The organism is Hymenobacter cheonanensis, assembly GCF_030581075.1.
In the GTDB taxonomy this organism is placed as follows: domain Bacteria; phylum Bacteroidota; class Bacteroidia; order Cytophagales; family Hymenobacteraceae; genus Hymenobacter.
Window position 1 is genome coordinate 515,317 of record NZ_JAUQSW010000003.1, and the last position, 23,491, is coordinate 538,807.

A 23,491-nucleotide genomic window follows, 5' to 3' on the forward strand; every position below is an offset into this window, starting at 1 on the left:
TTCTGACTTACTGACCGTTCTATTTGTATGAAAAAGCTGATTTTTGGATTGGTATTCGCCTTGCTCACGCTGGCCTCGCTAGCCCCCGCCCAGGCCCAGTGCGTGATGTGTAAAAGCCAGGTAGAAGCCGCCCGCGCCGAGCGCGACGACTTTGACCCGGCGGGCCTCAACCGGGGCATAGTGTATATGATGACCGTGCCGTATATCCTGATGGGGGCCGTGGGCTTCTTCTGGTACCGCCGCACGCACCCCAAGCGCCCCACCGACCACCAGGCCTAGGGCCTGATAGCAGAATAACAAGAGCCGACGGCTCTGTGCCAAGGCACAGGGTCGTCGTTTTTTTATAGTCTTAGCGACGGTATAAGGCCGGCTTAAGCCCTAGCTTGCAGTACCTGGCTGGCGCGGTAGTTGCCGGCCATTGCCTCACACTTCAGTTTGCTGCATTGTCTGCTTTGCCCGTTTCGCGTATTTCTATGACCCGGCATTGGCCGCTGGCTTTGCTAGTGCTGGCACTGCTGAGCTTTGGGGCAAGCTGGCTGGCCAATACCTACTGGCAACTGCCCGGCACCAACCCGCTGTACCCGAGCGCGGCCCGGCTGCAAAAGCTAGTGAACCAAGCCGCCGTTACGGCCGGCCGCGAGGCCAGCCAGGTGGTGCAGGAGTGCCAGCCCCCGGCCGCGCCCGATTTCCGCCGCCTGCTGGCCCAGTGCTCCTATCCCACCTTTGTGGCGGTTAATGGCCAGCTAGCCGGCTGGTCGGCCTCGGGGCCGGCCCCCACGGCCGCCGAGCTGGCCGACTCCGTACCGGAGCGGCTGGCCCAAACAACGCTGGGTGAGTTTTTGGTGGTGCGGCGGGCGAAGGCGGGCGTAGTGGCCCTGGCTTACGTGCCGCTGGCGCGGCGCTACGGCATCAGCAATCGCTACCTGCGCGCGGGGGCCGAGCCGGCGCTGCTACAGGGCATGGAAGTGCAGGTGCGCGCTACACCCACTGCGCCCGGCGAAACGCACGGGCTGGTAGCGGCCCTGGTCGATACGCAGGGGCACTACTTGTTTTCGGTAGTGCAGCTGCCCAGTAATGCCCTTACGGGGCGCATCCTGCCGCTGCTGTTGCTGGCGTTGGGCATTGGGTTTTACACGGCGGGGTGGCTAGGGGTGGCTTGGCGCTGGTGGCAAAGCGGCCGCAAAGCGGCCGCTATTGCGGTACTGGCGGCCACGCCCGTAGTCTTGCGCATGGCGCTGCTCTACCTGGGGCTGCCGTATGCCTGGCTGGAAATTCCGCTTTTCGACCCGCGCGTGTATGCGGTGTCGGGCTGGGCGCCCTCGCTGGGCGATTTGCTGCTCAATGGCCTGCTAGCCGCTCTGCTGGCCGGGCTGTCTATTGTGGTGAGCCGCCACTACAAACTGCCGGCCCGCGCCCAGCGGGCCCCATTTGGCATGTGGGGCGTGCCCGCGCTACTAGGGTTGCTCCTGACGGTGGTAGCGCTTTACAGCTACTACCTGAGTGCTTTCAGCAATAATCAGCTCAGCCTTGATATCACGCAGAGCATGCAGATTAGCAGTTTTCGGCTGGTGCTGATACTGGCCGTGCTGCTGCACACGGCGGCTTTCGTCACGGGTTTTTATCTCTGGACCGAGCTGCTGGCGCCCGACCTGCGCCGCCTGCCGCGCCGGCCGCTGCTGCTGGGCGGCGCGGCGCTGGCTCTGCTGCTGCTGGCCCAGGGCATACTCCTGCACGAGGTGCTGCTGCTGCTGCCGGGTATGACGCTCCTCTGCCTGCTGCTGATGCGCAGCGGCAAGCTGGAAAAGCGCGCCGTGCAGGGCGGCCCGCGCTACCTGCTGCTGCTGCTGTGGCTCGGCCTGGCCTCGGCCACCGGGGCGGTGGCGCTGTATGGGCAGTTTGAGCGGCAATTGCTGCTGGATAAGCAGCGACTGGCTAGTAACCTATTGGTTGATAATGACTTGCAGGGAGAGTTTTTGCTGGGGCAGCGCCTGCGCCAGCTGGCAGCCGACCCCACCATCGCGCACCTGCTCACGAGCGTGCCCGTGCGCACCGATGCCCTGCGGCGGCGCATCGAGCGCCAGTACCTGCGCAATTATTTTGATAAGTACGAAGAGGCCATCGACCTCTTCGACCCCAGCGGCCAGCCCGTGGGCGGCGAGGCCGACGATACGCTCACCTTCGACCAGACGCGCATGCGGCTCGCGCGCACGGCCACGCCCACCGACCAGGCCGGCGTGTACCTGTTGAAGTCGGATAATTCGTTTAGCTCGCGGCGCTACGTGGCGGTGGTAAATATCACGCAGCCGGCACCGGGCGGCATTGGGCCGCCCGCGCCGGCCGGCACCATCCTGCTCACCCTCAGCCTCAAGCAGCTGGCTAGCTATAGCGTGCTGCCCGAGCTGCTGGTAGACCAGAAGTTTTTTCAGCCTGGCCTGGCTACCGACCTCAGCTACGCCGGCTACGCCCAAAACCGCCTTGTATACAGCGAAGGCGACTTCGACTACGCCAACAACCTGCCCACTGCCCTGCTCGGCGACCCGCACTTATATACCAATGGGCTAGTGGTGAGCGGCTTTCACCACCTGGCCATGAAAGACGACAGTGGTCGGCGCGAGGTAGTTGTGACTACTAGCACGTACTCGCTGGCCGATTGGTTTTCTAACTTCTCCTTTCAGTTGCTGCTCAATGTGTTGGTGTGGCTGCTGGCGGGTGGCTTGTACCTGCTGGCGCGGCGCGGCGGGCCGGGCATTCGGCTCAATTTCAGTGCCCGCATTCAGCTGCTGCTCAACCTGGGCATTATGATTCCGCTGCTGGTGGTGAGCGTGGCTACGGCCAGCCAGGTTATTTCGGGCTACCGCCGCGACCTGCACCGCACCTACGAGCGCCGGGGCCACATTGCCCTCGAAAGCCTGCTGCGCCGCCGCGACCAGCTCACCGACACCACCGCTAGGCCGGTGCTGACGGCGCTGGCCCGCAACGTGGCGGCCCTCACCGAAACCGACCTTAACCTCTACGACGCGCGCGGCCAGCTGCTGGTTAGCTCGCAGCCGCTCATCTTCGAGGCCGGCTTGCTAGGGCCGCTGCTCAATCCTCAGGCCATTATCGACTTGCGCGAGCGTGGCCTGAGCCGCACGCTGCTCACCGAGCGGGCGGGCACGCTCTCGTTCAGCTCGCTCTACCTGCCCGTGCGGGCGGCCAGCGTCGATGGGCCGGCCGGGCCGGTGCTGGGCTACGTCGGCATTCCGTTCTTCGACTCGCAAAAGGAGCTGGATAACAAGCTGACGGAGCTGTTCACGACGATTCTCAACATCTTCACGCTCATGTTTCTGGTGTTTCTGGGGCTAGCCTTTGTGGCCACGCGCCAGCTCACGGCGCCGCTCAAGCTCCTCACCCAGCGCCTGATGCGTACTACCCTCACGGGCCAGAACGAGGTGCTGGATTACCGCAGCAGCGACGACGAAATTGGCCTGCTCGTGAGCGAGTACAACGCCATGCTGGGCAAGCTCGAAGCCAGCAAGCGCGAGCTGGCCACCCAGGAAAAAGAAGCTGCCTGGCGCGAAATGGCTCGCCAGGTAGCCCACGAAATCAAGAACCCGCTCACGCCCATGAAGCTGAGCCTGCAGTACTTACAAAAATCTATTGCCGAGCGCCGGCCCAATACGGAGGAACTGATTGGGCGCATTTCCCAAACGCTCATCACCCAGATAGACGTGCTCTCCGACATTGCTACCTCGTTCAGCACCTTTACCAACCTGCCGGCCATGCGCCCGGCGCGCCTCGATGTGGTGGCCGTGCTGCGCCACTGCGCCGACTTATTCCGGCAAACCGATGGCGACGACAACGGCGAGCTGCACCTGCACCTGCCACCCGATGGTAGCTACACGGTTTTTGCCGATGAAAGCCTGCTAGTGCGCACCTTCAACAACCTGCTGCTCAACGCCAAGCAGGCCGTGCCGCCCGAGCGCGCGCCCCGCCAGGAAATTGTGCTGCAAGCCAGCGGCCCCGATAAAGTGCTCATTACCATCGCCGATAACGGCGCCGGCATTGCCGATGACGTACGCGAGCACGTTTTTCGGCCCAATTTCACGACCAAAGCTAGTGGCTCGGGCATTGGGCTGGCCGTGGCCAAGCGGGGTATTGAGAGTGCGGGGGGGCGCCTCTGGTTTGAAACGGAGGTAGGCGTGGGCACCACCTTTTTTGTGGAGTTGCCGCTGGCTGGCTAGGGCCGACTGGGCGAGGAAGCTGGGCCGTTCACCCGGTTAAAACGGGCGTTCGGCTACTAATCAGATGTATCCGCTAAGCGAACTATGCTCGTAGAAAGGGCGTTGGGTAGTTTCGTTCTGGTTATTGTCCAAGTCTTTCCTGTTCTATGTCAACTCTGGTGCATTTACGTAGGGTATTGCCGCTGCTAGTCTTGTTACTGGCCAGCCTGGGAGCCGCTGCTCAAACGAGCAGCCTGCCCGACCCGGCGGCGCCCACTGCAGCGCAGCGGGCCGAGCGCATGAGTGCCTACCTGGCCGATGCTCTGCGCCTGAATACGCGCCAGGCCGCCAAGCTGCGGGCCGCCGTAGAAAAGCGCCTCGAATCGGCCGATATGCTGGGGCACCTGCTGTTTGCATCGAGCCAGGCTGCCTTTGCCGCCTATGAAAACCTGGATTACAGCTACTACACTACTATTGGCAAGCTGCTCACCCCTAGCCAGTTTCACTTGCTGATGCAGCTCGACGAGCCTGTTACCCCGGCCGATATGCCGGTGCTGGTGCAGCGCCACTAGCCCGCTTCTTTACCAAAAAGGGCCCTCCCGGTTGCGGGAGGGCCCTTTTTTTATGGCTTAATAAGCCGGGGGCAGCCGGATGGCCTGCTAGTTGAACGTCGGCTTATCCGCGCTAATCTTGGTGTAGGTGCCCACGGCTTCGGCGGTGCATCCGGCGCCGTTTTCATGCACTTGCAGCGTGCCCGGGCGCTCGAAATGCAGCCGCAGGCTACAGGATGCGGGGCTGCCCGCGTAGGGCGGCAGCTGCAGCACCGCGCTATCGGCCACGATGCTGGCCTCGTAAGTAAACGTGTGCCGATGGTATACGCCCGCCGTATTGGTGGCCGCATCGCGAAAGCCGACGCGCAGCCGGCCCCCGCCCAATGCCAGTAGCGCCAGCTCGCGCCCCTGCGCATCGCGGAAAGTACCGTTTACTTCGGCCGCCGACACGGCCGGGCGGCGCGGCGCCGGGGCTAGCCCCGGCCGGGCGGCTACGGGTGGCTGCGCAATGGCGCGCTGGTAGCGGCCATCGCGCAGCTGATACGTGCCCGGCGGCAAGTTATAGTTGCTGCGTGGCCTGGCTTTGCCCGTGAGCAGGGCCGACTGGTACCGGCCTTTGGCGTCGCGGTAGGGGCCCAGCACCACCGTGCGGCCCGCGTCTTTTACCTGGTAGTGGCGCTGGGTAGCCCAGTTGCTGTCCTCATCTCCATCGGCCTCTACCACCGCATCGAGCAGCCAGGTGTTGCTGCGTAAGTCGAAGATACTGAGCCAGGTGGTAGAGGCATTATAGATTTTACTTATGACCCCATCGGTGTTAGTCAGCACCAGCAGGTCGCAGTCGGCGTGGTGGTAGAAGTGCGGCTCGCTGCTGCCCCGCGCCTCGTAGTTCAGCAGGATAAAGCGAAAGCGGGTGCCTTGAAACTCTAGCAGCAGGCCCGGTTCTGTCGGGCCATCGCCGGCCAGAAACAGCTGCCGCCCGGCCGCATTGGGTAGGCGCGTGTATTGGCCGGCGGTGCCGGCCAGCGGCTTGGTGGGGTTCGGTGGGGGTAGGTACCAGCTTAGCCATTCTAGGTGGCCGCTCCACGCCGACCAGGGCACGGCCTTCGAGGTGGTGAAGCTGTCCTCGGCCTCATCGGGCGGCGCGGGCGCGCCGGGCTGGGTTGGCACCAGCCGCAGCAGGTTGTGCGGCTCGCAGCTGTCGCCGTTGGCCACCAGGGCCTGGCACAGGTTAATTGTCTTGTCGATATCGTCGGAAAACGCGCAGCCGTGGCAGGCCGGGCCCCCGGCCGCGGCCGAAGACTGGGCGCGGGCCGGGCTTAGGGCGAGCAGCAAGCCCAGCGTGGCAAGTAGAAATTTCATGGCAAAGGGGCTAGCCCGCAGGCGGCGCGCAAATTACGCCCGGCCCGCCACCCAGGAGTACGCCCGAATACGCCGGCTTCGGGCGGCACGAAACGGGCCGGTGCCGGCGTTACCCCGGCGCAGCCCGAACTTTACTCTATGACCCAACTCTACCGCCTGTGCTTCGCCCTCGTGGCCCTGCTCGTGGCGGTGCTGTGCGGGAATATCACCCGCGCCTGGGCCCAGCAGCCGACGCCACCGGGCGGGGCGGCGCCCGCCCGCCTGCCCGCCCGCACGGCGGCCGAGCCGGGCCCGCCCAGCAGCCAGCGCTGCCGCTACCAGCGGCTGGCGCCGGGGCACGATACAACCACCTTCGCGCTGAGTGATACGCTCACCATCGTGCCGGCCTCCGTTACGGCCAACGGCCTGGACGTGCGCTACGACCCTAGCCGCAACCGCTACCAACTGGTGGGGCCTGCCCCCCACGACAGTACCGGCGCCCCGCGCCCCGACTCGGTACTGCTTTGCTACCGGGTGCTGCCGGTGCAGCTGGGGCTGGCCCGCTACCGCCGCTCGCGCCGGCTCATGGATAGCCTCGATTTCCGGGACCGGCCTATGCTGCGCTACGAAGATTTTGCCCAGAAAGAGCAGATTCTCAGCACGCCGGGAATTAATAAGACGGGTAATCTGAGCCGGGGTATTTCCTTTGGCAATACCCAGAACGTATTCGTAAACTCGGCGCTGAACTTGCAGCTGGAAGGGCAACTGACCGAAAAAATCCGCCTCACGGCCGCCATTTCCGACCAGAACGTGCCCTTTCAGCCCGAGGGCAATACCCAGACGCTCCAGCAGTTCGACAAAATCTACATCACGCTCACCGGCCCGCAGTGGAACCTGACGGCCGGCGACGTAGTGCTGCGCAACAAGCCCGATTACTTTTTGCGCTACTACAAAAACATTCAGGGCGCGGCCGTGGAGGCCAATCTGGGCGCGCCCGGGCCGCAGCCGCTGCAAGCCGGCACTACCAATAACAGCGTTAGCAACGCGCCGCCCTCGTCGTTTACAACCTATACCAACGGCGTGACCAACAACAGCGCCGCGCCGCCGGGCACCGCCACGGCGCCGCTAGCCCCGCCCACCACGGCCGTGCCGCCCGGCCAGCCGCTGCCCGGCGCGCCCCCGGTGCCCAGCGGCACGGGTTCCGTCACTATTCTGGATAAGCTGGGGCAGATTCGCTCCTCAACCCTCGTGGCGGGCGGCGTGGCCAAGGGCAAGTTTGCCAGCATCGACCTGGCGCCGATTGACAACGTGCAGGGGCCGTACCGCCTCACGGGCCCCAATGGCGAGCAGTTCATCATTGTGCTAGCCGGCTCGGAGCGCGTGTACCTCGATGGCCGCCTGCAAACGCGGGGCTTTGATTATGACTACGTTATCGACTACAACCTGGCCGAAATCACGTTTTCGCCCCGCCACCTCATCACCAGCAACTCGCGCCTGAAAGTAGATTTTGAGTACTCCGACCTCAACTACGCCCGCTCGCTCTATACCCTGAGCCACTACCAGCAGGTGGGCAAGCTGAACCTGCGCGGCAACTTCTACCAGGAATCGGACAACCCCGATAACGCAGCCAACCTCTCGCTCTCGTTTGCCGACCAGCAGCTGTTGCGCGGGGCCGGCAACGTGTCGCTCGTGCAGGCGCCGGGCGCCGATTCGGCGGCCTTCAACCGCACGCTTGTGCAGTACTACCGCGTGGCCCGCACCGACCCCGGCACCGGCCAGAGAACTTATGCGTTTGAGTATGCCACCGACTCGCTGCGGGGCGTGTACACCGTGCGCTTTACCGACGTGGGCGCCGGGCAGGGCGATTATAATCTGAGTACCAACTATGTAAACGCCAACGGCCGCGTGTACGAGTACGTGGGTACCAACCTGGGGCGTTACCGGGCCGTGCGCATTCTGCCTACGCCGCTGCTCAAGCAGATGGCCACCGCCGGCGCCACCTACCAGCTCGACCCCACCGCCGCCGTGTTTGTGGACCTGGCCAGCTCGCAGCTGCAGCGCAATCGCTTTGCGGTAGGTACCGAAGACAAAGGCCAGGCCATGCGGCTAGGCTACACCGTGCAAGACCGGGTGCTGCCGGCCTGGGCGCCCGCCGCGCTACGCAACTACCGCCTGCGCTCGGCCCTCGACTACGAGTACACGGCGCCCAAATTTTCGCCCATCGACCGCTACCGCGACATCGAGTTTGACCGCAACTGGAGCGCCACCAGCACCGCCAACGCCACGGCGGCCACCCCGCGCGAGGACAATATCTTCAACTTCGCGCTAGGCCTCACCCGCGACGTGAACCACGCCATCAACTACCGCGTGAGCCGGCGCTACCGGCCTGGCGAGGTCAGCGGTGTGCAGCAGTGGCTGGACGTGGCCCAGCAGGTGGGCCGCCTGGAGGTACGCGGCTCGCTTTTCCTGCTCAATTCGCAGGCCGGGCGCTTTCAGTCGAGCTGGGCTAGGGGCGAGGCCAGCGTGCGCTACGGCGGCGGGCGGCTCATTCCGGGCTACACCTATCGCTTCGATAAAAACAAGGTTATCTCGCCGCGGGGCGATACCATTCGCTCGGCCAACTACTTTGATGAGCACACGCTATCGCTGCAAAGCCCCGACACCGGCCGCACCCGCTACAGCCTGAGCTACGCCCTGCGCCGCGACCGCACGCCCACCGCCGACCAGAATAACCTCGACCTGCACAACCAGTCGCAAACCGTGCAGGGCAGCCTCGTTACGCGCCTCAGCCGCACCCAGGATTTGCGCCTCATCGCCACCTACCGCGACGTTAACCTGGTGAGCCGCCCCGACAGCGCCCGCCAGCGCAACCTGCTAGGCAAGCTCGACCACAACCTGGGCCTGCTCCAAAACCAGATTCGCTCCGAGCTGAGCTACAGCGTGCAAACCGGCCGCGAGCTGCGGCGCGACTTTTCGTTTCTGGCCGTGCCCGCCGGCCAGGGCACGCACTACTACGCCGGCGACCTCAACAAGAACGGCGTGCAGGACAAGGACGAATTTTTGGAAGCCCAAACCCCTGATGCCCAGTACCGCACCTTCATCAAGGTGTACCTGCCCACCGCCGACTACCTCACCGCCTACCAGAACCGCCTCAGCTACCGCCTCACCGTGAACGCCCCGCGCGGCTGGCGCGAGGCCGGCGCCTGGCGCGCCGCGCTAGCCCGCCTCAGCAGCGTGAGCAGCGTGACGGTGGACCGGCGCACCACCAGCGACGACCTGCTGGCCCGCCTCAGCCCCTTCAGCTTCGCCAAGGGCGATGACAAGCTGCTGGCTTTTAACCAACTGCTGCGCAATACGCTGTATTTCAACCGGGCCAATCCCATCTTCGGCGCCGAGCTTACGGTGCAGCAAACCCAGCAGAAAACACTGCTCACCCAAGGCTTCGACCTGCGCAACCTCTCGACCCAAAGCCTGCTGCTGCGCCGCACGCTGGCGCAGTCATTTACGGGCCGCCTCACCGCGGCGCGCGACATTCGGGAGGCCCAAACCACGTATTCGGCAGCCCGTAACTTCAAGCTGCTCATCTACACCGCGCAGCCCGAAATCAGCTACCAGCCCAGCCCGGCCCTGCGCCTCACCGGCTCGCTGCTGCACACCAGCAAGATGAACGTGCTGGCCACCCGCGACGCCGACGCCAGCGGCAGTTTCGACGACCTGGGCTTCGAAACCCGCGTGAGCCAGGTTAGCAAGCGCACACTTACGGCCGCCACGCACGTGACCAGGGTGGCTTTCGAAGGTGATGTATCGTCGGTGGTAGGGCTTGAAATCCTGCAAGCCCTGCGCCCCGGCACCAACTATACCTGGAACCTGAACCTGGAGCAGCGGCTGGCCAATGGCCTGAATATCAACGTAGCGTATGATGGGCGCAAGGCCAGCGGGCTAGGGGTGGTGCACACCGGAAGGATGCAGGTAGCGGTGCTGTTTTAGGAAAAGTACCTGGCAAATTGCAGAAAGTCAGCCCCGGCAGTAACTTGGAAATCCTTTTGCCACTGAGGCCAAGGCTTTTGCCCATGATTACCTTCTTCCTCAACGACCAGCCCATCCGCACCACCGAGCCGGCGGCCAGCGCGCTGCTCGACTTCGTGCGCTACCACGAGCACCTCACGGGCACCAAAATCGGCTGCCGCGAGGGCGACTGCGGCGCCTGCACCGTGCTAGTGGGCGAATTGGCTGCCGATGGTCAACGTATTAATTATCAGAGCATGACGAGCTGCCTTACGCCGCTCGGCAACGTGCACGGCAAGCACGTAGTCACGGTAGAAGGCATCAACCAGGCTAGCGGGCAGCTTACGCCGGTGCAGCGGGCCATTGTGGACCATAATGGCGCGCAGTGCGGCTTCTGCACGGTGGGCTTCGTGATGTCGCTCACTGGCCACAGCCTGGCCGAGAGGCCCGCCACCGAGCAAAGCACCCGCGCTGCCATCGACGGCAACATCTGCCGCTGCACGGGCTACAAGGCGCTGGAGCGCGCCGCCGCTAGCCTCACCGCCGCGCTGGCCGAGCGCCCCAGCACTAACAGCGTAAAATGGCTGAGTGAGAAGCAGTTCGTGCCCGCTTACTTCGAGCAAATGCCCGCCCGGCTGGCTAGTCTCCGCGCCGAAACCGCCGCTGCCGAGGCGCCCGCTAGCCTCAGCAGCAGCGGCCACGCCGCCAACGGCAGCGCCGTTTCGACCTCGCCCAACGGCCATGCCCAGAGCCAGAACGGTCAAAACCATTCACCTACTCACCCATTCACCCATCCACTCTTGTCGGGCGGCACCGACCTGCTGGTGCAGCGCCTCGACGAGCTGCGCCAGCAGCCCGTGCGCCTGCTCTTCGACCACGGCCCGCGCGGCGTGCGCCAGGAGGGTGGCCGCGTGGTGCTGGGTGCCACCACCACCGCTAGCCAGCTACTGGAGTCGGCGGTGATGCTTGGCCTGCTGCCCCGCCTGCCCGACTACCTCAAGCTGGTGTCGAGCACGCCCATTCGCAACATGGGCACCGTGGCGGGTAATTTTGTAAACGCCTCGCCCATTGGTGATTTGACGATACTATTCCTGGCTTTAGGCGCCGATATCACCCTAGCCGACGCGGCCGGCGCCAGCCGCTCGCTGCCGCTGGCTAGCCTCTACCTGGGCTACAAAAAGCTGGCGAAAGCCGCCGAGGAGCAAGTCAGCGAAATCAGCTTTCCGGCGCCGCTAGCCGGCGATTTTTTCAACTTCGAGAAAGTATCCAAGCGCACGCACCTCGACATTGCCAGCGTGAACACCGCCGCCTGGCTGCGCGTTGAAAACGGCGTCATCAGCGCCGCCCGGCTCTCGGCCGGTGGGGTAGGGCCGGTGCCGCTGCTGCTGGCCCGCACCGGCGAATACCTGCGGGGCCGCGCGCTAAGTGCTGAAACGGTGGCCGGCGCCAATGAAGTGATGCAGGAAGAAATCAGCCCCATCGGCGATGTGCGCGGCACGGCGGCTTATAAGCGGCTCTTGCTGCGGCAGTTGCTATTCGCGCACTTCCTGCGCTTCGCACCGGAGCTGACCCTGGCGGAGTTGGTATAAGGTAGTTAAAAGAAAAAAGAACGTCATGCTGCACGCAGTGAAGCATCTCGCTCGCATCGCTGCAACGGTATTGATTACCAACCCAAGCGAGATGCTTCACTGCGTTCAGCATGACGTTCTGGATTGTTAGCTAAGAAGAATTCAGCCATGAACCACCTCGACCCCCAGCGCCACGTGCGCGGCGAATCGCAGTACCTCGACGATGTGCCCGTGCAGCAGGGCACGCTCTACGCGGCCGTGTATGAGTCGCCGCTAGCCCACGGCATTCTGAAAAATATCGACCTGCGCGCCGCGTTGAAAGCACCCGGCGTGGTGCGCATTCTCACGGCGGCCGATATTCCGGGCCAAAACCAAATCGGCGGCATTGTGCCCGACGAGCCGCTGCTGGCCGAGGGCCACGTGCATTTTCGCGGGCAGCCGGTGGCGCTGGTGCTGGCCCGCACCGAGGCCCAGGCCCACGCCGCGCTCAAGCTCATTACGGCCGACATCGAGCCGCTGCCCATCATTACCGACCCGCGCCAGGCCGCCGCGCAGGGCGAGCTAATCGTGCCGCCGCGCACCTTCCGCATCGGCGACTCGGCGGGTACGTTTGCCGGGTGCGACTACGTGTTTGAGGGCGTGGCCGAAAGCGGCGGGCAGGAGCACCTGTACATCGAAACGCAGGCCGCCTACGCTTTTCCGACGGAGCTAGGGGGCGTGAAAATCATCTCTTCCACCCAGGGGCCGACGGCCGTGCAGCGGCACTGCGCCGTGGTGCTGGGCATGGGGATGCACCAGATTGAAGTGGACGTGACACGCCTCGGCGGGGGCTTTGGCGGCAAGGAAGACCAGGCCACGCCCTGGGGCTGCCTGGCCGCGCTAGGGGCTTTTGTAGTGAAGAAGCCCGTCAAGCTCGTGCTCGACCGCATGGCCGACATGCGCATGACCGGCAAGCGCCACCCCTACTCCTCCGACTTCAAAATCGGGCTCAGCGCCGACCTCAAAATCCTGGCCTACGAGGTCACGTACTACCAGAATGCTGGCGCCTCGGCCGACCTCTCGCCGGCCGTGCTGGAGCGCACGCTCTTCCACACTACCAATGCGTATTGCATTCCGAATGTGACAGCCACGGCCAACTCGTGCCGCACCAATTTGCCGCCCAATACGGCCTTCCGGGGCTTCGGCGGGCCGCAGGGCATGTTTGTTATCGAGTCGGCCATCACCAAAGCGGCCGAGGAGCTGGGCGTGTTGCCGAGCGAGATTCAGCGGCGTAATCTGCTGCGCGAGGGCGACCTGTTTCCGTATCGCCAGCCAGCCGAAGGCTGCCACGCTGAGCAGGCCTGGGACACGGCTGCCAGCCTGTTTGACCTGGCCGGCGAGCGGGCGGCCGTGGCGAAGTTCAATCAGGAAAATCAGCTCTTTAAGAAGGGGCTAGCCCTGATGCCCATCTGCTTCGGCATCTCATTCACGAAGACGTTTATGAACCAGACGCGGGCCCTGGTGCACATCTACACCGATGGCTCGGTGGGCATCAGCACCGGCGCGGTGGAAATGGGGCAGGGCGTAAATACCAAAATCGCCCAGGTAGCGGCGACCACGCTGGGTATTTCAATTAACCGCATTAAAATCGAAACCACCAACACCACCCGCGTCGCCAATACCTCGCCCAGCGCCGCCAGCGCCACTGCCGACCTCAACGGCAAGGCCACCCAGCTAGCCTGCCAGGCCCTGCGCGAGCGCCTGCTGCGCCACGCCAGCACCGAGTTTGCGGTTGAGTTTGAAGGCATCACCATTGAGAATGAGCAGGTGCTGGCCGCGGGCATTCCGGCCGAAACTACCTGGGAAAAGCTGGTGAGCAGCGCCTTCGTGCGGCGCGTGGCCCTCACCGAAAACGCCCACTACGCCACGCCCGGCGTGCATTTCGATGCTGGCACCGAAAGCGGCCACCCCTTTGCCTACCACGTGTATGGCACGGCCCTGACCACGGCCACCGTCGATTGCCTTCGTGGCACCTACACCATCGACAGCGTGCGTATTGCCCACGACTTCGGCCAAAGTTTCAGCCCCGCCATCGACCGCGGCCAGATTGAGGGCGGCGCCGTGCAGGGCATCGGCTGGATGACGCTGGAGGAAGTAAGCTACAACGACCAAGGCCGCTTGCTCAGCAACTCGCTAAATAGCTATAAGATACCCGACCTCTACTCGGTGCCCGCCGTGCTCGACGTGCACTTCCTCGACACGCCCGGCCACCCCAACGCCATCCTGCGCTCCAAAGCCGTGGGCGAGCCGCCGCTGATGTACGGCATCGGCGCCTACTTCGCCCTGCGTGATGCCGTGCGCGCCTTCCAGCCCAGCGTGGCCCTGCCGCTCGTGGCCCCCATGACGCCCGAGCGGGTGCTAGGGGGGTTGTACCCGGAATTCGTAGCGGAGAGTGCTAGCCGGATGCTAGCTAAATAAGCCGGTTTTTGTTTATGAAATATATTTCAGTAGCAGAAGCAATTGGCACTGAAAAAATCAGACATTTCGTTGCCCTAGCCAGGCAGTATTGTCTACTGATTGAAGATATGCGGCCAGTTTCGGCAGTAGTGTTTTTGCCCCAGGTGCAGCAGCTATTATCAGACCTTTATTCAGCAGCACTAAAGCTGGATTGGATTGATTTACAAAGCAATGTCGACTATGAATTAGGGAAAATTGACCTTGATAAAATTCTCTGTATAGTTGCTGAGAAAATATGTGATAATAGATATTACTGGAGCGTATTTGACCCAACTGATATGGAGAATACATCCCCTAGTTGCGGGGACTTGCTGGATGACCTAGGCGACATTTATAAAGACCTACAGTATTCTTTGAGGGTCTTCGACTTACAGACGGCCGACAGTCAGGAAAACGCACTTTGGGAATTCAAATTTGCTTTTGATAAGCATTGGGGTTATCACTGTATCAATGCGTTGCGTGCACTGCATTTTTTTATTCAGAAAATAGAAAATGCCTAATACCATAACGCAAAAACGGCTGAAGCTTCAAGAGTTTCAGCCGTTTTTGCGTTATATGTGGCGTGCCTGCGCTACGCTTTGCGGCGCCCTTGCAGGATGCGGTAGAACGAGCGCGTCTCAATCTCCTCAATGCTGAGGCCGGTGGGCAGGATGTCTTCTTCGGTGAGGGCGCCGCAGTTCAGGGCTTTGAGGAAGAAATTGAGCAGGCCCTGGCCGGTGGCAGCATCGTCGAAAATGTCGCCGGTGAGGGTGGAGATGGCCGCCCGGTCCACGAAGGTTTTGAGGCGGTGCACGGCGCTTTCGTAGGAGCTGAGAAAGAAATTATAGGTAGCAGCGTAGCGCATGGGCAGCTGCGCGGGGTTGAGGTCCCAGCCCTGGTAGAGGCCGCCGATGAGCGAGTGCATGGTGTGGTGGTAGGCCTGGCGCCAGCCGCTGTGCACGGCGTCCTGGTTTTCGCGCAGCTGCGCAAACGTCAGGTGATCACCGCGGTGCGGGCCGATGGGCATCACGTTGGTAGCGCCGTCGCTGAGGAAAATGCCGGTGCCGCCGAGCGCCACCTTGGTCATATGGTGGGCAAAATCGCAGACGGGGTGCGCCATGGTCTGGTACCTGGCCGTGATGCCGGCCGAGGCCGTGTAGTCGTAGGTGCCAAAATGGGCCGCGATGCAGCGCCCCTCGCTAGCCCGGATAATACGCATCAAGGGGTTGCGGCCCTCGTCGTCCATCACAATCTGGGTGGCTTCCACCATCGTTTCCATCTTCAGGGTGCCGGGCGCCAAGTGGTTGGCCTTTTCCAGCAGCTCGAAGAAGCGCACCATGGTAGTCATCTGCTCGGGGATGGTCACTTTGGGCAGCATCACCACGAAATTGTTGGGCAGCTTGCCGCCGGTGGCTTCGAGCAAGGTTGTCAGGAAGATGTCGAGCGTGCGCACGCCGCGCGCCTTTAGGTCTTCGGTGAAGGGCTTGATGCGGATGCCGATGAAGGGTGAGAGGGTGCCCTGGGCCATGCCCTTGGCTACCTCGTGGGCAGCTTGCACGGCGGTAGCGTCTTCCTCGGCGTCGGGGCGGTTGCCGAAGCCATCCTCAAAATCGACGCGGAAATCTTCGACCGCCTCGGTTTTGAGCTTATGCACAATCTTGTTGTAGACGGTGTAGGCTAGCCAGGCGGGCTCCTGCCGGCGCTGGTCGGCGGGCAGTTTATCGAGGTAGTCGGTGAGGTCGTGGATGTCTTTTTCGAGCGTGGGCAGGTGCTCGTGGCCGGCTAGGCCCAGCACGCGGGCCAATTCTACGAAATTGGGCGCGTAGGTCTGGAGGTTGCGCAGGGCGATTTCGCCCATCCGCACGCAGGTATCGGCCTTGAAGAGGTTGGCGCCGCCGTACACGGTGTGCACGGGCTGGCGGTCGGGCCGGTCGCCGGGGTAGGTGTGCTGAAACTTAAGATTGGCCACGCCGAGCTGGTCGAGCAAGGCAGTTTTATCGGAGTCCTGGAGGCTGAGTTTCATGGGTGATAGGAAGAGACGGTTGAGTTCACGAGCCGCGGTAGGTGCTGTAACCGAAGGGATTAAGCAGCAGCGGCACGTGGTAGTGCGCGGCATCGGCCACGGTAAAGCAGATGTCGACGAACGGGTAAAAATGCGTCAGGCCATCGCGCTCGAAGTAGTCCTGGGTGAAAAATTTGAGCTTATACACCCCCGTTGCCAGGATTTTATCCGCGGGCAATAAGTCGGGAATGCGGCCGTCGTCGTTGGTAGCGCCGCGCGCGATTTCGCGCCAGTCGTCGCCGCTCGGCTCGTACAACGCGATGGTGACGCCCGCCGCCGGCCGGCCCTTGGTGGTGTCGAGAATATGGGTAGTGAGCTGGCTCATGCGAGTAGTTTTTGGAGGCGCAGGCGCGTGATTTTGGCCTGCTCGCCCATGGCAACTTGGATTTCCCGGCTAGGCTCATGCGGCAGCCGCGCTTGCAGCAGCGCCAGCATCTCATCGGCCGATTTGCCGGTGGCACACACGATAAAGATGTAGCCAAACCTGCGCTCGTAGGCGTCGTTGCCGGCCGACAGGGACTCCAGGGTGTCTTGCGAGGCCTGGCGCACAGCGCCCTGCTCGCCCGCCGCCCAGGTGGCGGTGCTGGCAAATTTCTCCTTCAGCGCATGCACATCCCCGATTTTGGGGTGGTGCGTAAAGGCCTCGCGCCAGTCGGCTTCGGTCAGGTTGTACCAGGTGCGGTCGGCCGCTTCGTAAAGCGCTGAGGGCGAAGAGAAAGGAAACTGCTCGTTCAGCGTAGTCACCCAGGCCGTGGCGCCGCAGCAGGTGGCCAGGGCCTCGGCGCGGGCGGCGGGGGCTAGGGTGTTGAGGTCGGAAAGAGTCATGGTAGAAATAGCGCTGTTTCGGGCGCGAAAACCTCACCCCCGGCCCCTCTCCTTGGGGAGAGGGGAGCCGAACGCAAGCGGACACATCTATACGTTAAAAATCGCCAGGCTCCCCTCTCCTCAAGGAGAGGGGCCGGGGGTGAGGTACGCGTTATACCACCGTCGGAAACCGATTCACGTTTTTATAATAGATATACACCGACGGCTCCTTGCCAATGGAGGCGGCCCACTGCTGGCAATAAGGCGCCATCCAGATAGAGTCGCCTTTTTTTACGGGATACCATTGCTGGTCAAGCATGTAGATGGCCTGGCCCTGCAAGTACAACAGGCCGTGCTCCATGATGTGCGTCTCCACCATCGGTAGGTTGCCGCCGGGCTGGTAGGTGAAGATGTTGACGGCCATATCGAAGCCCAGCTCATTGGGCAGCAGTTCCTGGATGCGCAGGGCCTCGTCGTTCATGTACACGGGGGCCTTGCTGTCGTCTTTTTCGCCCCAGCACACGCCCGGCGTGGCGTGGCCAGCCAGCGGCTCGTACACCTTGTGGAAGGTGAGCACCTGCGTGCCCGCTGTAGGGTTTTTAAAGGTATAGCCCTGGCCAATAGGCACGTACACGAACTTGCCCACGGTCAGAATCCGGCTGTCGTCGCCGATGGTAGCCTGCACCTGGCCCTGCACCACGTAGAAAAAAATCTGGCTAGCCTCGGTAGTGCCCGTAAGCTGCCCGGTTTCGGTGAGCGTGACGAGCGTTTGGCAGAGACGGGCGCCCATCTGCTCATTAATGATGACGTTGACGGTGCAGCCGGTCCAGCCGGGCACGTTGCTGTTGATGTAGCCATCGGGCGCGATGATGGCGTGGTTGCGCTTAACAACTGAGCGGGTAGTAGAGCCTAGTTCCATGACTTAGGAAGAAGTGTTGAGGGAAAAGAACGTCATGCAGAGCGCAGCGAAGCATCTCGCTCGCGCCGGTAGGTTGGCAACCCTAGCGTCAGCACGCGAGATGCTTCGCTGCGCTCTGCATGACAGACGACTTAATTGTATTTGTTTTTTAATTCAACCATAAACCGCTCGGCCACCTCCAGCGCCGCGGCCACATCGGCCGCCTCCACATTCTCCAACGGGTTGTGGCTGATGCCTTTGTAGCAGCGGATAAAGGCCATCGTGGCCGGCGCCACCGCCGAGGCGGGCACCGCGTCGTGGCCGGCACCGCTCACCAGGCCGTCCACTTCGTAGCCGCTGGCCGCAATGGCCTGGCCGAGCAGGCGGTTCAGCTCGCGGTCGCACTGCACGGGCGCGGTGTACTGCACCAGTTGCCAGTCGAGGCCTAGCCCGCGCCGGGCGGCAATAGCCTCGGCCTGGGCCTGCAAGTCGGCGTAGGCGGTGGCGAGCTGGCCGGCGTCGGGGCTGCGCAGGTCGAGGCTGTGCACGGCCTGGCCGGGAATGACATTGCTGGCCGAATACGGAATGCGCAGCTGGCCCACTGTGGCTACCAGCCCGTGGCCGTGGGCCAGCGCAAAGCTTTCGGCAGCCAGCACAAACTCGGCGGCGGCGGCCAGCGCATCCTGGCGCATGGGCATGGGCACGGTGCCCGCGTGGCCGGCCATGCCCGTCCAGGTCAGCTCCACGCGCTGCTGGCCGGCAATGGCCGTGACCAGCGCAATGGGCACTTTGCTTTCCCACAGCACCGGCCCCTGCTCGATGTGCAGCTCGAAGTACCCTAGCCACTCGGCGGCGGGCAGGGCGTCGGCGGCGAGGCTGGCGGCGTTGCCACCCATCTCGGCAATAGCCTGGGCCAGGGTAATGCCGTCGGCATCTGTCTTTTGCAGAAGCGCCGGCTCGAACGCGCCCGTTACGACTTTGCTACCCAGGTAGGTGGTGTGAAACCGCACGCCTTCCTCGTCGCTGAAGGCCATCAGCTCCAGGTGAAACGGCAGCTCAAGGCCTTGCTGGATAATGCTTTCCACCAGGTTCAGCCCCATCAGCACCCCCAGCGGGCCGTCGTACTTGCCGGCATTCACCACGGTGTCGATGTGCGAGGCCAGCACGAAAGTTTTGGCGCCCGGCCGGGGGCTAGCCAGCCGCCCGCGCAGGTTGCCAATGCCGTCGAGCCGGGTGGCGAGGCCGGCGGCCTCAAACCAGCCTTGCACCAGGTCGCGGCCGCGCACGAAGGCCGGCGTGCCGAAGCGGCGCGTGACGGTGGCGCCCGTCGCATCTTCGCTGATGGCGGCCAGCTGCTCGATGCGGCTGAGAATGTGGGTGGTGCGCGTTGCGTAAGTAGTCATGGGGAGTATAGGGGCCTGGCGCACCTCAGCGGCTAATCTGCGCGTACCTCAGCGGGAAATTTATAGAAACAAAGTGCCCGGCAAGTTACCGCAGAGGTGCGCAGTGGGAAAGCGCGGAGGTACGCGGAGTTTTAGCGCCGCAGGAGCTGCCCCCGGTTGAGGTGCAGGGCATCGGGGTGGCGAAAAACCTCCTCGCCAGCCAAAAACGTGTGCGTGACCACGCCCGCCAGCTCGCGGCCCAGGTAGGGCGACACCTTGTGGCGGTGGTGCAGCAGCGCCTCGGTCACGGTAAAAGTCTGGTCGGCGGCCAGTACCAATAAGTCGGCGTCGTAGTTCTTGGTAATCTGGCCTTTGCGGTGGCTTTGGCCGATGAGCCGGGCCGGGTTTTGGCTGAGCCAGCGGGCGAGGTCGGGCAGGGTGGCGCCGCGCTGGCGGGCGGCCGTCCAGAGCACGGGCAGGGCTAGCTGCAGCGAAGCGATGCCGCCCCAGGCGGTGGCAAAATCGCCGCTGGCCAGCTGCTTGAGGTCGGGCGGGGCGGGCGAGTGGTCGGTGGCCACAAAGTCGATGAGGCCGCTTTGCAGGGCCAGCCACAGCTGCTCATTATTAGCCCGCTCCCGAATGGGCGGCGCGCACTTAAACTGCGTCTGGCCATCGGCAATGTCCTCGGCGTTGAAAAAGAGGTAGTGCTGGCCGGTTTCGACGGTTAGGGGCAGGCCCTGGGCCTTGGCTTCGGCAATGGGGGCCAGCGAGCTGGCCGACGACAAATGCACGATGTGCACCGGGCAGCGGTACTCGGCGCAGAGCCGAATCATCAGGGCAATGGCCTCATCCTCCCAGCTTTTGGGGCGCGAGGCCAGGTAGTTGCGGTATGAGCGGGTGTCGCCCTTTTTCCAGGCGTCGTTGTCTTCGCTCAATTCGCAGTGCACCAGCAGCGGCCGGCCGTGGCTAGCCAGAATGGGCATGGCCCGGCGCAAATCGGCCTCCGTAGCATTCGGGAAGTCATCGATGCCCGAGTGCGTCAGAAAGGCCTTGAAGCCCAGCACGCCGGCCGCGATGAGCGGCTCGATTTCGGCCGCGTTGCCGGGTACGATGCCGCCCCAGAACCCCACGTTGGTGTGCAGCTGGCCCTGGGTGGCGGCCTGCTTGATGCGCAGGTTTTCGACCGAAGTCGTGACGGGCGCCGAGTTTAACGGCATGTCTACCAGCGTGGTGAGGCCGCCGGCCAGCGCGGCGCGGGTGCCGGTATCGAAGCCCTCCCAGTCGGTGCGGCCGGGCTCGTTGAGGTGCACGTGCGGGTCGATGACGCCGGGCAAAATGGCTGCGTGGCCGAAGTCCTGCACCGGGCCGGCTACGGGCGCGTCGTAGGGCAGCACATCGGCCAGGCGGCCGCCTTGCAGGGCTAGTAGCGCCGGGCGCTGGCCTTCGGGCAGCACGACGGCCGTGCTTTTTAAGAATAAATCGGGCATGGGGCGAGGAACGATGGTAGCGGCTAGCGACTATCTTGCCGCTCTTTTTTTGCCCCGCAATCTACATCGTATGCCCATTAAACTCGGAACGAACGCCTACGGCAAGAATGCCGTGAATATGTCGCGCATCATTCGCCACGGCAGCCACCACGAGTTTCGGCAGGTGAGCGTGAGCGTGCAGCTGACGGGCGACTTCGACACGGCCCACACGCTGGGCGACAACTCGCTCATCCTGCCCACCGATACGCAAAAAAACACCGTGTACGCCCTGGCCAGGGAGCATTTTACGGGTACCATCGAGGCGTATGGGCTGGTGCTGGCTAGGCACTTTGTGTCGCGCAACCCGCAGGTGCGCAAGGCGCGCATCGAGCTGGTAGAGCACCTGTGGCAGCGCATGGAGTTTGACGGCCAAGCGCATACGCACGCCTTCACCGGCGGCGGCTCCGAAAAGCGCCGCGCCGTAGTCGAGCTTACGGCCGATGGCACGGCCACCGTGTGGGCCGGCATCAAGGGCCTGATGCTGCTCAAAACCACCGACTCGGCCTTCGTGGGCTATCCTAAAGACGAGTACACGGTACTACCCGAAACCACCGACCGCATCCTGGCCACCGAATGCGAGGCCGAGTGGGAATACACCCGCGCCGACCTCGATTTTGAGGCGCTGTATCAGAAAATCCGGGCTAGCCTGCTGCGCACGTTTTCCGAGCACAAGAGCCTCTCGGTGCAGCACACGCTCTACGCCATCGGCGAGAAAATTCTGGAAGAAAACGATGAGGTGAAGGAAATCAGCCTCATCATGCCCAACAAGCACCACATTCCCTTCAACCTGGAGCCCTTTGGCCAGCCAAATACGAACGAGGTTTTCGTGGCCACGGATGCGCCGTTTGGCTACATCACGGGCACGGTGGTGCGGGAGTAATATGTTAGACCTACGTGTTTTCGTGCCACGCCTGAAACAAGTTGTAGCGTGGACTGAGCATCTGATGCAACAATTTGTCTATCCACCTGATAAGCAAAATCATGGTGCCATTTTTCGCCAGATTAATCCGGTAATTAATGGACAGCATTTGTACGCTAGCGAGTGGGGTTATACTACCTGGAATTTGGATGTATATGAGTTGAATAATTTCAGACAGGCATTGCAACTGGCCTTTAATCATCGTGATATGGAAATGGGGGAAGCAGCTGGCAGCTTTGCTGATTTCCAGAGCCTAGGTAGGATACTCTACTTGCATACCCAGCTTACTACGCACGACGGAGCGGCCATTGTTGACAGCAATTGCTTTGTGGATGAAAGCGATGTGCCACCTATCGATACCTGGTTTTACTTCGACGACGAAAACGCTAACCTATTCTGCTGGATACCCAAAAAATTCGAGACAATAATGCAGGCAGCCATAGATGTCGAGATGATGGGCAGTTATCATTGGCTTGATAAGGCTGGCCCGTTTACGCACAAGGCAATTGTAACTGCAATGGCCCTCTAACTCCTATGCCCGCCACCCCCCGCGACCTGCCTGCCTGGACCCTAGCCGCCGCTGCCCTGCGCGCCGGCCAGCCGGCCGCGCTGCTGTGCGTGGTGCGCAGCGAGGGCAGCAGCCCCGGCCGCCAGGGCTTCAAAATGACGGTGACGGCCGCAGCCGTAGCTGGCTCAATCGGTGGCGGCATTATGGAGCACAAGTGGGTGGAGCTGGCCCGCCAGCGCCTGCGCGAAGCCAACTACACGCCGCTGCTGCGCCCCCAGATTCACCGGCGCGAGGCCCCAGCCGACCGCTCGGGCATGATGTGCGCCGGCGAGCAGGAAGTGCTGCTGTGGCCGCTGCAAGCGGCCGATTTTCCGGTGGTAGGGGCCATTGAGGCGGCGTTGCAGCGGCTCAGCGGTGGCGCCTGGGAAGTGAGCGAGGCTAGCGGCCTGCAACTAGCCGGCGAAGCGCCGGCCGACTTCTACACCTATCAGCCCGGCCCCGACTGGCGCTACCGCGAGCAGCTAGGCTTCCGCGACCAGCTCACGATTGTGGGCGGCGGGCACGTGAGCTTGGCGCTGTCGCAACTGGCCGCTAACCTGGAATTTGAACTAACGGTGCTCGACGACCGCGCCGACCTGCCCACGCTCGCCGCCAACTGCTTTGCGCACCACCGCCAGCGTGTGAATTATGACACGCTAACCGTGCCGCCCGGCCCGCGCAAGTATGTGGTGGTCATGACAGTAGGCTACCGCACCGATGCCGTGGCCCTGCGCCGGCTGCTAGGCCAGCCCTACGCCTACCTGGGCGTGATGGGCAGCGCCACCAAAGTGGCCGAGCTGCGCCGGGTGCTGGCCGAGGAAGGCTTCTCGGCCGCCGACTTAGCGCGGCTGCGTGGCCCGATAGGCGTGCAGATAAGCAGCCGCACGCCCGAGGAAATTGCCGTGAGCATCGCCGCCGAGCTGATTGCGGTGCGCAACGCGCAGGAACAAGCCCGCGCCGGGGGCTAGCGCTGGTCGGTGGGCGGTGTGGTGGGGGTTTCCTGCGCGGCGGCCTGCCGGGCTTCCTGCTCGTCCATGTCATCGAGCAGCTCTTCCTCTTTCCAGATTATCTCGGGGTTGAAGAGCCCGGTAAGGGCGGCCATTTCCTCCAGAATGCTGGGCTCGGCAGGTGGGTTCGGGTTGGGCGGTAGGGGCGAATCGGGTTGCATAAGCTGCCTACGTAAAGCAACCCGCTTTTGGTTAGCTGCTGCAAGG

At 63.1% G+C, this 23,491-nt stretch carries 18 protein-coding genes; 10 read left to right on the forward strand and 8 right to left on the reverse strand.

Annotated elements, in window-relative coordinates:
* The first annotated feature begins 27 nt into the window (after nucleotides 1-27).
* The 3 genes from Q5H89_RS08665 (at nucleotide 28) to Q5H89_RS08675 (ending at nucleotide 4,774) form a co-directional block, all read left to right on the forward strand.
* The gene (locus tag Q5H89_RS08665; RefSeq protein ID WP_305018894.1) at nucleotides 28-279 is read left to right on the forward strand and encodes a hypothetical protein; all 252 of its coding nucleotides are present in this window, start codon (nucleotides 28-30) and stop codon (nucleotides 277-279) included.
* A 194-nt stretch (nucleotides 280-473) separates the two neighbouring features.
* Nucleotides 474-4,223, forward strand: coding sequence for a sensor histidine kinase (locus Q5H89_RS08670; RefSeq protein WP_305018895.1), 3,750 nt, complete (start codon nucleotides 474-476; stop codon nucleotides 4,221-4,223).
* Nucleotides 4,224-4,369: 146 nt separating this feature from the next.
* Nucleotides 4,370-4,774 carry a hypothetical protein gene (locus Q5H89_RS08675; protein WP_305018896.1) on the forward strand — a complete coding sequence of 135 codons (405 nt, stop codon included), beginning with the start codon at nucleotides 4,370-4,372 and terminating at the stop codon, nucleotides 4,772-4,774.
* A gap of 87 nt (nucleotides 4,775-4,861) precedes the next feature.
* Here the strand turns inward: Q5H89_RS08675 and Q5H89_RS08680 are convergent, their stop codons facing one another.
* Nucleotides 4,862-6,112 (reverse strand): hypothetical protein, encoded by a 1,251-nt coding sequence (locus Q5H89_RS08680; RefSeq protein ID WP_305018897.1) that lies wholly within the window; start codon nucleotides 6,110-6,112, stop codon nucleotides 4,862-4,864.
* 138 nt (nucleotides 6,113-6,250) lie between these two features.
* Between Q5H89_RS08680 and Q5H89_RS08685 the strand changes: the two genes are divergently transcribed.
* The 4 genes from Q5H89_RS08685 (at nucleotide 6,251) to Q5H89_RS08700 (ending at nucleotide 14,660) form a co-directional block, all read left to right on the forward strand.
* Nucleotides 6,251-10,078: a hypothetical protein gene (locus Q5H89_RS08685; RefSeq protein WP_305018898.1), complete on the forward strand. Its 3,828-nt coding sequence runs from the start codon at nucleotides 6,251-6,253 to the stop codon at nucleotides 10,076-10,078.
* Between the two features lie 83 nt (nucleotides 10,079-10,161).
* Nucleotides 10,162-11,685: an FAD binding domain-containing protein gene (locus Q5H89_RS08690; protein ID WP_305018899.1), complete on the forward strand. Its 1,524-nt coding sequence runs from the start codon at nucleotides 10,162-10,164 to the stop codon at nucleotides 11,683-11,685.
* 147 nt (nucleotides 11,686-11,832) lie between these two features.
* Entirely contained in the window at nucleotides 11,833-14,121 is a 2,289-nt protein-coding gene (locus Q5H89_RS08695) for a xanthine dehydrogenase molybdopterin binding subunit (RefSeq protein WP_305018900.1), read from the forward strand.
* A 14-nt stretch (nucleotides 14,122-14,135) separates the two neighbouring features.
* The gene (locus Q5H89_RS08700; RefSeq protein ID WP_305018901.1) at nucleotides 14,136-14,660 is read left to right on the forward strand and encodes a DUF5063 domain-containing protein; all 525 of its coding nucleotides are present in this window, start codon (nucleotides 14,136-14,138) and stop codon (nucleotides 14,658-14,660) included.
* Nucleotides 14,661-14,731: 71 nt separating this feature from the next.
* On the opposite strand, the gene Q5H89_RS08705 is transcribed toward Q5H89_RS08700, so the two are convergent.
* The 6 genes from Q5H89_RS08705 to allB form a co-directional block, all read right to left on the reverse strand.
* The gene (locus Q5H89_RS08705) at nucleotides 14,732-16,162 is read right to left on the reverse strand and encodes a DUF6986 family protein (RefSeq protein ID WP_305018902.1); all 1,431 of its coding nucleotides are present in this window, start codon (nucleotides 16,160-16,162) and stop codon (nucleotides 14,732-14,734) included.
* Between the two features lie 25 nt (nucleotides 16,163-16,187).
* Nucleotides 16,188-16,526 (reverse strand): hydroxyisourate hydrolase, encoded by a 339-nt coding sequence (gene uraH, locus Q5H89_RS08710; protein ID WP_305018903.1) that lies wholly within the window; start codon nucleotides 16,524-16,526, stop codon nucleotides 16,188-16,190.
* Nucleotides 16,523-17,026 (reverse strand): 2-oxo-4-hydroxy-4-carboxy-5-ureidoimidazoline decarboxylase, encoded by a 504-nt coding sequence (gene uraD, locus Q5H89_RS08715; protein WP_305018904.1) that lies wholly within the window; start codon nucleotides 17,024-17,026, stop codon nucleotides 16,523-16,525. The genes uraH and uraD overlap by 4 nt, the downstream gene beginning before the upstream one ends.
* A gap of 151 nt (nucleotides 17,027-17,177) precedes the next feature.
* Nucleotides 17,178-17,924 (reverse strand): (S)-ureidoglycine aminohydrolase, encoded by a 747-nt coding sequence (allE, locus tag Q5H89_RS08720; RefSeq protein ID WP_305018905.1) that lies wholly within the window; start codon nucleotides 17,922-17,924, stop codon nucleotides 17,178-17,180.
* Nucleotides 17,925-18,055: 131 nt separating this feature from the next.
* Nucleotides 18,056-19,306: a Zn-dependent hydrolase gene (locus Q5H89_RS08725; protein ID WP_305018906.1), complete on the reverse strand. Its 1,251-nt coding sequence runs from the start codon at nucleotides 19,304-19,306 to the stop codon at nucleotides 18,056-18,058.
* Between the two features lie 131 nt (nucleotides 19,307-19,437).
* Nucleotides 19,438-20,772, reverse strand: coding sequence for an allantoinase AllB (gene allB, locus Q5H89_RS08730; RefSeq protein ID WP_305018907.1), 1,335 nt, complete (start codon nucleotides 20,770-20,772; stop codon nucleotides 19,438-19,440).
* A 70-nt stretch (nucleotides 20,773-20,842) separates the two neighbouring features.
* Between allB and pucL the strand changes: the two genes are divergently transcribed.
* From pucL to Q5H89_RS08745, 3 genes are read left to right on the forward strand one after another with little or no spacing between them, the layout of a single operon-like run.
* The gene (gene pucL, locus Q5H89_RS08735) at nucleotides 20,843-21,691 is read left to right on the forward strand and encodes a factor-independent urate hydroxylase (protein ID WP_305018908.1); all 849 of its coding nucleotides are present in this window, start codon (nucleotides 20,843-20,845) and stop codon (nucleotides 21,689-21,691) included.
* 22 nt (nucleotides 21,692-21,713) lie between these two features.
* Nucleotides 21,714-22,259, forward strand: coding sequence for a hypothetical protein (locus tag Q5H89_RS08740; protein WP_305018909.1), 546 nt, complete (start codon nucleotides 21,714-21,716; stop codon nucleotides 22,257-22,259).
* 5 nt (nucleotides 22,260-22,264) lie between these two features.
* Nucleotides 22,265-23,245: an XdhC family protein gene (locus Q5H89_RS08745; RefSeq protein WP_305018910.1), complete on the forward strand. Its 981-nt coding sequence runs from the start codon at nucleotides 22,265-22,267 to the stop codon at nucleotides 23,243-23,245.
* On the opposite strand, the gene Q5H89_RS08750 is transcribed toward Q5H89_RS08745, so the two are convergent.
* A complete protein-coding gene (locus tag Q5H89_RS08750; protein ID WP_305018911.1) occupies nucleotides 23,242-23,445 on the reverse strand; it encodes a hypothetical protein in 204 nt (67 codons plus the stop codon). The two genes, Q5H89_RS08745 and Q5H89_RS08750, sit on opposite strands and share 4 nt — an antisense overlap.
* Nucleotides 23,446-23,491 lie beyond the last annotated feature (46 nt).